Here is a 13366-nt window from a genome sequence, read left to right as displayed (position 1 = left end):
ACACTGTGTCGCAAGAGCCATAGAACGGACAATTTAGCCCCGAGATATCACCAGGCAGGGGTCAAGCAGTGGCCGTGAACCGCCGTTCGACGTCGGTCACGAGGGCACCCGCGTTCCGCAGCACCAGGGCGAGCCAGACCACCGCGAGCAGGGCGAACACGGCCTCGGTGGTCAGCACCACGATGCCGCCGGCCAGCACCAGCAGCGAGAGCGTGCCCAGGGTGACCAGCGGCCGCGCGCCCAGGTAGTGCGCTGCCAGCCGCACCGAGTCGCGCGTGCGGAACCCGAAGAACGACACGATCACCAGCGCGTTCGTCGTCCACAGGGCCAGCCCCGCGCCCACCACGACGAGCACGCCCGCGTACCAGCCGGGCACGCCGCCGGCGCCGACGTTCGCCAGCCCCAGCACCACGACGACGCCGCCGGCGAGCGCGGGCACCCAGACCCGCAGGGCGTCGGCCCAGTTCAGCCGGTACCCGCGCCAGAACGACGACGCCGGGGTGAGCCCCTCGGCCCGGGTGCGGTCGCGCAGCGCGAACAGCCCGGCCGACACCGCCGGCCCCACCGGCACGAGGCACAGTGCGAAGAGCACGGCGTTGCCCGGCGTCCGCTCCAGCAGGAGCGAGCCGAGCACGCCGGGCAGGACGGCGACGACGAGCAGCAGCTCGACGATCAGGTGCCAGTACACGAGCGCGGTCGCGCGGCCGAGCACCCCCTCGCCGAACTCGCGCCGCTCGCCGTCGCCCGTACGCCCGGAACCCCGCCCGCCGAAACTCACGCCTCGCCTCCCGTGCCGTCCTCGCGCAGCAGGACCACGTCCGTGGGCGCCAGCCGCAGCGTCTCGCCCGCCCGCACGGCCCGGCCGGTCAGCAGGTCGACGCCGGACGCGTGCGCGGCGACCTCGACGGGCTCCGTCGCGTGGGACAGCAGGAAGGCGAACCGGACGCCGTCCTTGGCGCGCACGGCGAGCTCGACGTCGGGCACGTCGGCGTACGGGCCCACGAGCCCGTGCCGGTCGAGCAGGCGGCGCACCACCCACGCGGCCCCGGCGTCGTCCAGTCCGGTCGCGACGTACCAGGCCTCACCGCCCTCGGGCCCAGCGGGGCGGTACCGCGTCACGGCGGGCGTGCCCGCGTAGAACTCGGCGCCGTAGGTGCCGACCACGTCGGCGCCCTCGGGCACGAGCACCTCGAAGACGAGCTGCGCGGCCGAGACCACCTCGCCGGACCCGTCGGTCAGCGTCACCGGGTTGGTCACGCCCGGCTCGGCCGAGTCGGTCTCCTCGACCCGGACGCCGAACAGCGGGGCCAGCGGCCCGGGCGCGTCCATGAGGTGCGCGTTGGCGTTCTCGTCCGCGCGGCCCGACCAGTACGAGGCGAGCACCGAGCCCCCGCGCTCGGTCACGGCGGCCAGCCGCTCCGCGACGTCGCCCTTGAGCACGTGCAGCATCGGGGCGAGCACCACGTCGTACCGCGTCAGGTCAGCCGTCGTGGGCACCACGTCCACCTGGGCGCCCGCCTGCCAGAGCGCGCGGTAGTACGACAGCACGGTGTCGACGTACCTGGCATGGCGGTTGAAGCCGTCCGTCATCTCGGCGGCCCACCAGGAGTCCCAGTCGAACAGCAGCGCGACGCGGGCCGGCGTCCGGGCCGCCACGACGGCGTCGCCCAGCCCGGACAGCTCCGACCCCAGCGCGGCGACCTCCCGGAACGCGCGCGTGTCGGTGCGCCCCGCGTGGTCCAGGACCGCGCCGTGGTACCGCTCGCAGGCCCCGCGGGACTGCCGCATCTGGAAGTAGAGGACGGCGTCCGCGCCGTGCGCCACCGCCTGCCACGACCAGAGCCGCAGCACGCCCGGCCGCTTGACCGGGTTCACGTCGCGGGACGCCGTGATGGTCGGCGTCTGCTCCATGACCCAGAACGGGTCGCCGTCCTTGAGGCCGCGCATGACGTCGTGCGCCAGCGCCATCCGCACGTGCTCACGCTGCCCGGGCGGGTAGTTGTCCCAGGAGGCGAAGTCGAGGTCGGCGGCCCAGCGGTGGTAGTCGATCGGCCGGAACATGCCCATGAAGTTGGTCGTCACCGGCGTGGTCGCGTCGTGCTCGCGGATGCGGGCCTTCTCGTCGCGGAAGTTGGCCAGCATCGCGTCCGACATGAACCGCCGGTAGTCGAGCGTGATGCCCTGGAAGGCCGTGTGGTCGGGCCCGCGCCAGTGCTCGCTGAGCATGTTCGGCGGCACGATCTGCGCCCAGTCGCTGAACGTGTGCGACCAGAACGTCGCGTTCCACGCCTCGTTCAGCCGCTCCAGCGTGCCGTACCGCGCGCGCAGCCAGTCGCGGAACCCTTCGGCGCACAGGTCGCACCAGCAGCCGCCGTCGAACCCGCCGTACTCGTTGCCGACGTGCCACGCGACCAGGCCGGGCGTGCCGGCGTACCGCTCGGCGATACGGCCGGCGAGCTCCGCCGACAGGCGCCGGTAGACCGGCGAGCTCGGGCACGCGTTGTGCCGCTGGCCGTAGACGTGGCGCCGGCCCTGGAAGTCGGTGCGCTCCACCTCGGGGTGGCGGTGCGCCAGCCACGGCGGCAGCGCCCCGGTCGAGGTGGCCAGGACGACGCCGCGGCCGCCCTCGACGGCGCGAGCCACGATCGCGTCGAGCTGCGCGAAGTCGTAGGTGTCCTCGTCCGGCTGCAGCGTGGCCCAGGAGAAGACGTTGAGCGTGAGCGTGTCGATCGACGCCTTGTCGAACGCCGCGTAGTCCTCCTCCCAGACGGGCCGGGGCCACTGCTCCGGGTTGTAGTCGCCGCCGTACAGGATCTTCGAGTCGGTCACGCGTCGTCCTTGTCGTTCGAGGTCCGGCTGTCGTTCGAGGTCCGGCTGTCGTTCGTGGTTCGGCTCCGGCCCAGGATGCGCGAGTCGTCCACCCAGGGCGGGGTCTCGTCGCGCACGGGATCGAGGGTCACCAGGGTCACGCCGTGGCGGCCGAGGGTCAGGTCGAGGTCGACCCGTCCGCCGTCCGCCGTCGGGAGCACGGGCAGGGAGAAGGCGCGGCGGGCGGGTTCGCTCGCCTCGTGCAGGGCGTCGAGCTGCCGGGCCGACGGCGACGCGGGGCGCCCCATCTCGCGCCAGGCGGCCCAGGCGTTGCCGGCGGTCTCGTCGACGTCGTACCGCATCCCGAACACCCGGCCGCCACCGCCGGCCGAACCACCGCCGGTCGAGCTTGTCGAGACCCGGTGACCGGTCTCGACGAGCTCGACCAACGGGGTGACCAGCGGGCTGATCGAGACCGGCACGCTCAGCCGGATCTCGTGGCGCTCCGGCTCGGCCGCGTCGTCCGTGCCGCCCACGGGCTGCCAGGCGAGCACCGTCACCTGGCCCGTCGCGGCATGCCGCGTGACCAGGTGGTCGACGCCGCGCGCGAGCACCTCCTGCCCCATCCGCGCCATGAACGCGTACAGGTGGAAGGTCGGCTTGCGCACCTGGCGGTGCCCGAGCATGCCGAACCCGCCGTGGAAGAACGACGCCGGCACCCCCTCCTCCTCGAAGACGTCGCTGAACGTCCAGTAGGCGAAGGAGTCGGCGTGCTCACCGCCGTTCGCGAGCACGGGGGCGAGGTAGGCCGCGTTGTACGCCGTGTCGTGCACGGGGTTGTCGGGCCGGTAGCTGGTGTTGAACTCGGTGACGTGCAGCGGGCGGCCCGCGAGCGCCGTCCCCGCCAGGAGTTTGGCGGGCCGGGCGAACTGGTCGAGCAGGTCCTCGGGCCGGCGGAGCGCCTGGTAGACGCCGAAGGGCACGTGCTGGGCAGGGCCGGAGGTGTAGGCGTGCACCGACAGGAAGTCGGCGGGCAGGTCGCGCCGGGTGACGAAGTCCGCGAAGGGTTCCCACCAGTCGTCGGCCCCGGGGGAGATGGCGGGGCCGCCCACCTGGAGCTCGGCGTCGACGTCCTTCACCGCGAGCACGGAGGTCTCGTAGAGGCGGAAGTAGGCCTCCTGGTCGGCGCCGGCCCAGAAGTGCGTGAGGTTGGGCTCGTTCCACACCTCGACGGGCCAGGTCCGCACCTCGTCGATGCCGTACCGGTCGATCAGGTGCCGCAGCAGGGCCTGCACCAGGCGGGCCCACTCGGCGTGGTCGCGCGGCGGCGTGACGTTGCCCTGCCACCAGAACACCGTCTGGTCTCCCGAGGCGAGCCCGCGGGGCATGAACCCGAGCTCGAGGAACGGCTTGATCCCGAGCCGCAGGTAGGCGTCGACCACCTGGTCCACGTAGGTGAACACGTAGGCGGTACCGCGGTGACCTGCGACGTCGTACGGGCGGTGCACCGCGACGTCGTCGTGCAGGATGCCGTGGCCCCGGATGTGCCGGAAGCCGATCTCGCGCTGCACGAGGGCCAGCGACTCCTGGTAGTCCTGCCGCAGGGCGAGGTTGAACCGCCCCGTGCCCACGCAGGTACGCCAGGCGTCCCCGAGCACCCCGCTCGCCGAACCGGAAACATGAACCCGCTCCACAGCACTCCTCTGTTCTGTCGAGTGCGGGACCGGGTCTCGACAGGCCCGACCAGCGGCACGCACCGCTGGTCGAGCCTGTCGAGACCCGGGTCCCCGCACCCGACGGATGGTTACTCGGTGACGCCCGCCGCCTGGTTCACGGTGTCGACGTACGTCTGCGAGCCGGCGCTCTCCACCTCCGCCACGTACGCGTCCCACTCGTCGAGCGAGCGGTCGCCCAGGATGAACTGCGACGTCGCCGTCATGACCAGGTCCTGCAGGTTGGTCTGCAGCAGCGAGGACTCCTCGCGCTGCATCTCGTCCATCGCGATGCCGGGGCCCCGCTCCGCGACGTCCTTCTTGTTCATCTCGTCGAGGAAGCCCTGCACCTCGGGCGTGAGCGTGGAGCGGACCAGGTCCGAGGTGGAGCCGTGGGCCAGCGACCAGACGCCGTTGTAGTAGCCGAAGTCGGTGTTCAGCAGCTTCGGGGCGCCCGGGTTGAGGCCGCTCCAGTCGACGTCGTCGGCCAGGGTGCGGGTGCCGTCGGCGTCCTTGGTGTAGGTCTCGCCCTCGATGCCCCACTTGGCGAACTCGAGGCCCTCGTCGGAATAGTAGAGCCAGTCGACGAACTGCAGCATCGCCACGAAGTCCTCGCGCTCGGCGGCCTTGGAGGACAGCGCGATGCCGGACTCGAACTGGCCGCCGGTGGTGGCGTCCATGATGTTGCCGGCGGGGCCGGCCGGGACCACGATCTCCTTGAGCTTCGCGTCCTTGTCGCCGGCCTCCTCGAAGCCGGTGCGGTACCGCGTCATCTCCTGGTCGTTGACGCCGAGGGCGGCGACCTTGCCGGTGGTCAGCTTGGCGATCGCCGGGTCGTCCTCCTGGGTGAGGCCCTCGGGGTCGAGCAGCCCGCGGTCCACCAGGTCGGCGAAGTAGGAGACCAGCTCCTTGTAGCCCTCGGACGTGCCCGTGTACTCGTACTCGGAGCCGTTCCAGGTCACGCCGTCGCCGTAGCCCCAGCCCGCCTCGGTGCCGAAGTTGCCGGCCGCGGCCTGGAGGGTGGCCTCCATGGGCCCGTTGATGGACCAGCGCTCGGTGTACGGGTAGTCGAGCTCCGGGTGCTCCTCCTTGATGACCTCGAGCTGGTCGGCGAACTCGTCCCAGGTCTTCGGGTCCTCCAGGCCGGCGTCCTCCCACCAGTCCTCGCGGATCGCGATCGAGTAGGACGGCTTGGGGCTCTCGTGCAGGCCGGGCAGCACGTAGAACTTGCCGTCGGCCTGGCGCAGGCGGTCCAGGTCCTCCTGGAGGCCCCACTTCTCGACCTTGTCCTGGAAGTTGGGCAGGTAGTCGAGGTAGTCCGAGATCGGCAGGACGGCGCCGCCCGAGGTGAGCGTCTCGACGTCGGCCGCGTAGGTGGACGGGATCAGGTCGGCGGCGTCGCCGGAGCTGATCAGGAGCGCCCGCTTCTGCTGCCAGTCGGCCAGCGGCACCGACTGGATGTCGAAAGTGACGTTGTGCTCCTCCTCGAACGCCTTGAGGATCGACCAGTCCTTCTGGAGCGGGTAGTTCGGGTGGTCGCGGTACATGAGACCGAACGTGAGCGGCTCGGTCGCCTTGAAGGTGGTGCCGACGCCGTAGTCCTCCATGGCGCCGACCATCTTGTCGGCCGTGTCGACGGCGGCGCCGTCGTCCTCGCCACCGGACGAGCACGCGGTGAGCGAGAGTCCGAGCGCGGCCACGGCGGTGGCCGCGGCGATCTTTCTTGGGGTGATCCTCATTGATTTCCTCCGGGGTATGAACGTCGTCGTTCGACGGCGGATCGGACGGTGGTGCGGCGCGCTCAGCCCTTGACGGAGCCGAGCATCACGCCGGACACGAAGTACTTCTGGACGAAGGGGTAGAGGCACACGATGGGCAGCGCCGTGAGCAGCATCGTCACCGCCTTGACGTTGGCCCCGATCTGGACGGCGACGTCGCTCAGTCCCTCGCCGGTGCCGGTGGCGCCGGCGATGATGTTCCGCAGGAACACCGTGACCGGGTACATCTGCGGGTCGTCCATGTACAGGAACGCGGGGAACCAGGAGTTCCAGAACCACACCGCGTAGAACAGGACCATGGTGGCGAGCACCGCCTTGCTGAGCGGCAGCACCACCCGGAAGAAGATGCCGTAGGTGGTCAGTCCGTCGATCGCCGCGGCCTCCTCCAGCTCCTCGGGGAAGTTCTCGAAGAACGACTTCATGACCAGCAGGTTGAAGACGTTGATCGCCTGGGGCACGACGACGGCCCAGATGGTGTTCTTGAACCCGAGCTGGCTGACCAGGATGTAGTTCGGGATGAGGCCGCCGGTGAAGAACATCGTGAAGACCGCGAAGCCGATCAGGATCATGCGGCCCTTGAGGTACTTCTTCGACAGCACGTACGCGAACGTCGTGGTCAGCGCCATGGCGATCGCGGTGCCCACCACCGTGTAGACCACGGTGTTGAGGTAGTTGCGCCAGAACAGGTCCTGCTCCAGCACCGACATGAGGGTGGTGGTGTTGAACCCGATGGGCCACACCGTGACGTCGCCGCTGCGGATCGCGGCCTCGGAGCTGAACGCCCGCGCGGCCAGGTTGAGGAACGGGTACAGCGTGACCGCGGCGACCAGCACCAGGATCGTCGTGTTGACCCAGCGGAACACCGTGTAGCCGGGGGTGTCCTTGACCGTGGTGGTCTCGGGGCGGGGCCGCGACAGGTCGGGGGTCTCGGCGCCCACGGCGTCGGTGGTCGGGGCGGGGGCGGTGTTCACCACAGGGAGCTCCCGGTGACTCGGCGCGAGATGGCGTTGGCGGAGAAGACGAGGACCAGACCGATCACGGCCTCGAACAGGCCGATCGCCGTGGCGTAGCTCAGCTGCCCGGAGGTCAGGCCGACGCGGTAGATGTACGTGGAGATCACGTCCGCCGTCGGCTGGGTCAGCGTGTTGTAGAGCAGGAAGATCTTCTCGAAGCCCACCTGCATGAACTGGCCGATGTTCAGGATGAGCAGCACCATCATCGTGGGCCGGATGCCGGGCAGCGTGACGTGCCACGTCTGCTGCCAGCGGTTGGCGCCGTCGATCCGCGCGGCCTCGTAGAGCTGCGAGTCGATGGTGGTCAGGGTGGCCAGGTAGAGGATGGTGCCCCAGCCGACGGTCTGCCAGACCTCGGAGGACACGTAGATCGTGCGGAACCAGTCGGCCTGCTGCATGAACGAGATCGGATCGCCGCCGAACAGCTTGACCAGCCGGTTCACCGTGCCGTCCAGCGACGTCAGCTCGAACACGAAGCCCGCCACGATCACGACCGACATGAAGTGCGGCAGGTAGCTGACGGTCTGCACGAACCGCTTGAACACCCGCGACCGGAGCTCGTTGAGCAGCAGCGCCAGGATGATCGGCAGCGGGAACACGATCACGAGGGTCAGCGCACCGATGATCACGGTGTTCTGGAACGCCTGCCAGAACGCCTGGTCCTGGATGAACCGCTCGATGTAGTAGAAGCCGACCCATTCCTCGCCGAAGATCGACCCGCCCGGCCGGAACCGGCGGAACGCGATCACGTTGCCGGCCATGGGCAGGTACCGGAAGACCAGGAACCAGATGATCGGCAGGAGCGCGAGGCTGTAGAGGCGCCAGTGCTTGCGCAGTGCCAGGCCCCACGTCTCCTTGCCGCGTAGCTCTGTTGCGCCGCGTAGCTCGGTAGCCATCCCCACCTCTTTGTGGAACGTTTTCGAAACTATCGACGTCGATGCCGATAGTGCTTGTCGTGAGGGACAGTAGGGTGAGATCCGGCGACACGTCAAGACATGCCCAGAACGTGGTGATTACGATCCAGACACGGCAATCCATGGCGGGTACGAGACCCGATACTGACGCGAAACGGTGTACCTTCGGGTCGAAAGTTCCGCAGACATGACCGAAAGGCGGGTGCGATGACCGGCGTGAGCCCCGGACCGACCATCGCGTCGATCGCGCGCGAGCTCGGCCTCTCGGTGCCCACCGTGTCCAAGGTGCTCAACGGCCGGGCCGACGTCGCCCCCTCGACCCGCGACCGCGTCGAGGCCGCGCTCGAGAAGCACCAGTACCGCCGGCGCCGGCCCGCCGCCGCGCCGCCCGGGTCCGGTCTGATCGACCTGGTCTTCCACCGCCTGGGTTCGGCCTGGTCGATGGAGATCATCCGGGGCGTCGAGGACGCCGCCGCCGAGCTGCGCACCAGCGTCATCCTGTCCGAGCTGGGCGGCGAGCACCGCCCGCCGGCCCGCTGGCTGGACACCACGATCTCGCGGCCGCCGCTGGGCGTGCTGCTCGTCGCCGCGAACCTGTCCGAAGCGCAGCACCAGCAGCTCGACCGGCGCGGCATCCCGTACGTGGTGATCGACACCGACGGCGAGCCGCCGGCCGACGTCGCCTCCGTGGGCTCCGACAACTGGAACGGCGGGCTGCAGGCCACGCGGCACCTGCTCGCGCTGGGCCACCGCCGGATCGGCATGATCACCGGGCCGTGGAACATGCTGTGCAGCCGCGCCCGCGTGGACGGGTTCCGGTCGGCGCACGAGGAGGCGGGCGCGGTCGTCGACCCCGCGCTCGTGCGCGAGGGGAACTTCTACGTCGAGGCAGGCTTCGAGCAGGGCCTGGAGCTCCTGTCCCTGCCGGACCGCCCGACGGCGGTGTTCGCGGGCTCCGACATGCAGGCCCTCGGCGTGCTCCGGGCCGCGCACCAGCTCGGCCTGCGCGTCCCGGAGGACCTTTCGGTGGTGGGCTACGACGACCTGCCGCTGGCGTCCTGGGTGGGCCCGCCGCTGACGACCGTGCGGCAGCCGCTCCGCGAGATGGGAGCGGCCGCCACCCAGATCCTGCTCGACATCGCCCGCGGCCGGTCGCCGAAGGTCCGCCGCCTCAACCTCTCGACCGAGCTGGTGGTGCGGGAGTCGACGGCGCCGTCGGCCTGAATCGCGGTGGTCGAGACCTGGTGAGGTCTCGACAAGCTCGACCGACGGGAGCGGCGTCAGATCGAGCGGGCGTGCGCCGCCAGGCGGTCGAAGGCCGCGTCCAGCTCGGCGTCGACGACCTGGGCCTCGGGGTGCGCCTCGAACCAGGCCACCTGCTCGGCGGCGCCGATGTCATAGGTGATCGTGGTGCCGAACTCGGGCACGAGCGAGCGCACCTTCGAGTTGTCGAACACCATCGAGTGCGCCTTGTCGCCCACCAGGCCGGGGCCCATGTCGGGCAGCACGCGGGCGATGGTCTCGGACGCGACGTGCACCAGGTCGGGGCTCCGCACCCCCGCGGCGTCGGCCAGCCAGGTGTAGATCTGGTCCCAGGTGGGCGCGTGGGTGCCGGTGATGTGGAACGTGTCGCCCACGGCCAGCGGGTTGCCGAGCAGCCCCACGAACCCGACCGCGAAGTCCTCGGTGTGCGTGATCGTCCACAGGGACGTGCCGTCGCCGTGGACGACGACCGGCTTGCCCGCGCGCATGCGGGCGACGTCGGTCCAGCCGCCCGACGTCGGCAGCAGGGTGCGGTCGTAGGTGTGCGACGGGCGCACGATCGTGGCGGGGAACCCGTTGTCCCGGTACTCGCGCACCAGCAGGTCCTCGCAGGCGATCTTGTCGCGGGAGTACTGCCAGAACGGGTTGCGCAGCGGCGTCGACTCCTTGACCGGCAGGCGCGACGGCGGCGTCTGGTAGGCCGACGCCGACGAGATGAACACGTACTGCCCGGTCCGGCCCGCGAACTGCGCGACGTCGCGCGCCACGTGCTCCGGCCCGAACGCCCGGAACTGGGCGACGACGTCGAACTCCCGGCTGCCGACGGCGGCGGCGACGGCCTCGGGGTCGTTCGCGTCAGCGACGAGCGTCTCCACCCCGGCGGGCACGGGACGGGTCGTGGATCTGCCCCGGTTGAGCACTGTCACCCGGTGTCCGAGCCGCGCGGCCCGGGCCACCGAGGCATGACTGATGATTCCGCTTCCACCGATGAACAGGATGCTCTGGGACATGCTCCAATCCTTGCACCGAGCACCCTGTCTGCGCTGGTCGGGGGCAAGATCGGTCCGAGGTGCGGACACCGGCCGACCCTGCCCCCGTGGCGCGTCGCGCAGCAGGTCAGCGCTGCACGCGCGCGCTGCCTCCGCCGGCCAGCTTGGCCACCTCGGCGAGCGTCGCCATGGTGGTGTCGCCCGGCGTGGTCATGGCCAGCGCACCGTGCGCCGCGCCGTACTCGACGGCCTCCTGGAGCGAGCCGAGCTCCATGAGCCCGTAGGCCAGGCCCGACGCGAACGAGTCGCCGCCGCCCACGCGGTCGAAGATCTCCAGGTCCGCCCGGTGCGTCGCCTCGGCGAAGCCCTCGGCACGCGACCAGGCGATGGCGCCCCAGTCGTTGCGCGACGCCGAGCGCACCCCGCGCAGCGTCGTCGCGATCACCTGGAAGTTCGGGTACGCCTCCGACGCGGTCTTGATCATCGCGCGGAACGCGCCGGTGTCCAGGTCGGTCAGGTTCTCGTCGACACCCTCGACCTCGAAGCCGAGCGAGGCCGTGAAGTCCTCCTCGTTGCCGATCATCACGTCGACGTGGCTGGCCAGGCGCCGGTTGACCTCGCGCGCCCGCTCCTCGCCGCCGATGCCCTTCCACAGCGAGGGCCGGTAGTTCAGGTCGTAGGACACGATGGTGCCGTGCCGGCGGGCCGCGGACATGGCAGCCTCGGCGACGTCGGCCGACGACTCCGAGAGGGCCGCGAAGATGCCGCCCGTGTGCAGCCAGCGCACGCCGCGGGAGAACAGCGCGTCCCAGTCCACGTCCTCGGGCTTCATCTGCGAGATGGCGGTGTTGCCGCGGTCGCTCACGCCCACCGCGCCGCGCGCGCCGAAGCCGCGCTCGGTGAAGTTGAGGCCGTTGCGCACCGTGCGGCCGATGCCGTCGTAGGGCACCCACTGCACGTACTGCGTGTCGAGGCCGCCGGTGAGCATGAAGTCCTCGACCAGGCGGCCGATCTCGTTGTCGGCGAGCGCGGTGACGATCGCGCCGCGCAGGCCGAAGCAGCGGCGCAGGCCACGCGCCACGTTGTACTCGCCGCCGCCCTCCCACACGTCGAAGCTGCGGGCGGTGCGCACCCGGCGGTCGCCCGGGTCGAGGCGGAGCATGACCTCGCCGAGCGCGACGACGTCGTAGGCGCTCTCGGCGGCGGGACGGACGTTCAGCGAGCTCATCGGTTCTTCTCCTCGGTGGTCGAGCCGTTGCTGGTCGAGCCTGTCGAGACCTCGGCGGCGAGGGCCACGGCGTCGCGGGTGCGGCTGGTGATCCCGTCCCAGTCCCCCGCGGTCACCAGCTTGCGGTCCACCATCCAGGACCCGCCGACGGCCAGGACCGGGTCCAGGCCGAGGTAGTCGCCGAGGTTGGCGGCGCTGACGCCACCCGTCGGCACGAACCGCAGGCCGGGAAACGGCGCGGAGAACGCCTTGATCGCGGCGGGCCCGCCGACGACGGACGCGGGGAACAGCTTGACGACGTCGACCCCCAGGTCGAGCGCGGCCATGATCTCCGACGGCGTGGCGACGCCGGGCAGCACGGGCACGCCGTGCTCCTGCGCGCGGCGCACGACGGCGGCCGACAGCCCCGGGGACACGATGTAGCGCGCACCGGCCTCGACGACGTCGTCCACCTGCGCGACGGTGGTGACGGTGCCGGCACCGATCACGACGTCGGGCTGGTTCTTCGCGACCGCGCGGATGGCGTCGAGACCACCCGCGAGCCGCAGCGTGATCTCGGCGACGGGCAGGCCGCCGGCGACGAGCGCGTCGGCGAGGCGGGCGCCCTCGTCGGCGCCGTCGACCACGACGACCGGCACGAGCCGGTGCGCGGCCAGCGCGTCGAGGACCGGGTTGTCGGGGGATGACATGCGTGCTCCGTTTCGCTATGGTGAACGCCTGTTGTTCACTGCGAAACGCATGCTACGTGAGGGAGTCCCGTGGAAGCCAGTCCGCTCGGCAGCGTCGACAAGGCACTGCTGGCCCTCGACACCCTCGCGGGCTTCGGCGCCGCGGGCGCGCCGCTGGCCACGCTGGCCCAGGCCGTGGGCGTCAGCAAGCCGACGCTGCACCGCACGCTCGCCGCGCTTCGCCACCGCGGCTACGCCGAGCAGACGTCGGACGGCGCCTACCGGCTCGGCCCCTCCGCCCTGGCGCTGGGCAGCGCCTACCTGGCCGAGGAGAACCTCCCCGCCCTGCTGCACCCGGCGCTGACGGCGCTCAGCGAGGCGGTCGACGAGCTGGTGCACCTCGGGGTGCTGGCGGGGCGCGAGGTGGTCTACCTCGACAAGGTGGAGCCGCAGCGCGCGGTCCGGGTGTGGTCCGCCGTCGGACGCCGGCGCGCCGCCGCGACCACGGCGCTCGGGCGGGCGCTGCTGTCGGTCCAGGACCTCGACGACGGCGTCCTGGAGCGGTTCGCCGGCGGGAACACCCCCGCGGAGCACCTGCGTGACGTGCTGGCCGACGCCCGGCGGACCGGCGTCGCCGGGGAGACCGAGGAGAACGAGCGCGGCATCGCCTGCATCGCGGTGCCGCTGCTCCGCGCGGGCCGGGGCGTCGCGGCGGTGAGCATCACGGCCCCCGTGGAGCGGCTGCGCGGCGCGGCACGTGCGGAGCGCGTGGACGCGCTGCGCGAGCTGCTCCCGCCCCTCCTCCCGGCGGGCCTGGCGCTTCCGCCGGTGGCCTGACGGCCACCCGGCGCCGCCCCGATACCCGAGGTGCGCTTCTACCCAGCCATTGGGCCCGGAACTCACTCGGTTTCGGGCCCAATCGCTGGGTAGAAGCGCACCTCCGTCCGCGGCCCCGGGACAACGACGAGGCCCGGCCACCCCCGAAGGGGTGGC

Annotated in this window: 11 protein-coding genes; 2 read left to right on the top strand and 9 right to left on the bottom strand. The window is 71.3% G+C overall.

Annotated features, from left to right (window positions below; genetic code table 11):
• Window positions 1-61: 61 nt before the first annotated feature.
• The 6 genes from H291_RS0115255 to H291_RS0115230 all read right to left on the bottom strand — a co-directional run bounded on the left by H291_RS0115255 (window position 62) and on the right by H291_RS0115230 (window position 8207).
• Window positions 62-778: a DUF624 domain-containing protein gene (locus tag H291_RS0115255; protein ID WP_020015873.1), complete on the bottom strand. Its 717-nt coding sequence runs from the start codon at window positions 776-778 to the stop codon at window positions 62-64.
• Entirely contained in the window at window positions 775-2829 is a 2055-nt protein-coding gene (locus tag H291_RS0115250; RefSeq protein WP_020015872.1) for a beta-galactosidase, read from the bottom strand. Before H291_RS0115250 ends, H291_RS0115255 begins: the two co-directional genes overlap by 4 nt.
• Complete coding sequence (locus H291_RS30305) at window positions 2826-4502, bottom strand: GH39 family glycosyl hydrolase (protein ID WP_033326928.1); 1677 nt, start codon at window positions 4500-4502, stop codon at window positions 2826-2828. The genes H291_RS0115250 and H291_RS30305 overlap by 4 nt, the downstream gene beginning before the upstream one ends.
• Window positions 4503-4612: 110 nt before the next feature.
• Window positions 4613-6259 carry an ABC transporter substrate-binding protein gene (locus H291_RS0115240; protein WP_026365788.1) on the bottom strand — a complete coding sequence of 549 codons (1647 nt, stop codon included), beginning with the start codon at window positions 6257-6259 and terminating at the stop codon, window positions 4613-4615.
• A 62-nt stretch (window positions 6260-6321) separates the two neighbouring features.
• A complete protein-coding gene (locus tag H291_RS0115235) occupies window positions 6322-7272 on the bottom strand; it encodes a carbohydrate ABC transporter permease (protein WP_020015869.1) in 951 nt (316 codons plus the stop codon).
• The gene (locus H291_RS0115230) at window positions 7266-8207 is read right to left on the bottom strand and encodes an ABC transporter permease (RefSeq protein WP_020015868.1); all 942 of its coding nucleotides are present in this window, start codon (window positions 8205-8207) and stop codon (window positions 7266-7268) included. The genes H291_RS0115235 and H291_RS0115230 overlap by 7 nt, the downstream gene beginning before the upstream one ends.
• A 225-nt stretch (window positions 8208-8432) precedes the next feature.
• Between H291_RS0115230 and H291_RS0115225 the strand changes: the two genes are divergently transcribed.
• Window positions 8433-9449 carry a LacI family DNA-binding transcriptional regulator gene (locus H291_RS0115225; RefSeq protein ID WP_020015867.1) on the top strand — a complete coding sequence of 339 codons (1017 nt, stop codon included), beginning with the start codon at window positions 8433-8435 and terminating at the stop codon, window positions 9447-9449.
• A 56-nt stretch (window positions 9450-9505) separates the two neighbouring features.
• On the opposite strand, the gene H291_RS0115220 is transcribed toward H291_RS0115225, so the two are convergent.
• From H291_RS0115220 to eda, 3 genes are all read right to left on the bottom strand, one after another.
• Window positions 9506-10498, bottom strand: a complete 993-nt coding sequence (locus tag H291_RS0115220; RefSeq protein WP_026365786.1) for an NAD-dependent epimerase/dehydratase family protein — start codon at window positions 10496-10498, stop codon at window positions 9506-9508.
• A gap of 106 nt (window positions 10499-10604) precedes the next feature.
• Entirely contained in the window at window positions 10605-11705 is a 1101-nt protein-coding gene (locus H291_RS0115215; protein WP_020015865.1) for a sugar kinase, read from the bottom strand.
• Window positions 11702-12394 carry a bifunctional 4-hydroxy-2-oxoglutarate aldolase/2-dehydro-3-deoxy-phosphogluconate aldolase gene (gene eda / locus H291_RS0115210; RefSeq protein ID WP_020015864.1) on the bottom strand — a complete coding sequence of 231 codons (693 nt, stop codon included), beginning with the start codon at window positions 12392-12394 and terminating at the stop codon, window positions 11702-11704. Before eda ends, H291_RS0115215 begins: the two co-directional genes overlap by 4 nt.
• A 69-nt stretch (window positions 12395-12463) precedes the next feature.
• On the opposite strand from eda, the gene H291_RS0115205 reads away from it, so the two are divergent.
• Entirely contained in the window at window positions 12464-13210 is a 747-nt protein-coding gene (locus H291_RS0115205) for an IclR family transcriptional regulator (RefSeq protein ID WP_020015863.1), read from the top strand.
• Window positions 13211-13366 lie beyond the last annotated feature (156 nt).

The organism is Promicromonospora sukumoe 327MFSha3.1 (assembly GCF_000385135.1).
Taxonomy (GTDB): Bacteria; Actinomycetota; Actinomycetes; order Actinomycetales; family Cellulomonadaceae; genus Promicromonospora; species Promicromonospora sukumoe_B.
The sequence above is the reverse complement of the archived record's forward strand: the minus strand, read 5'-3'. Positions and strand labels throughout refer to the sequence as shown.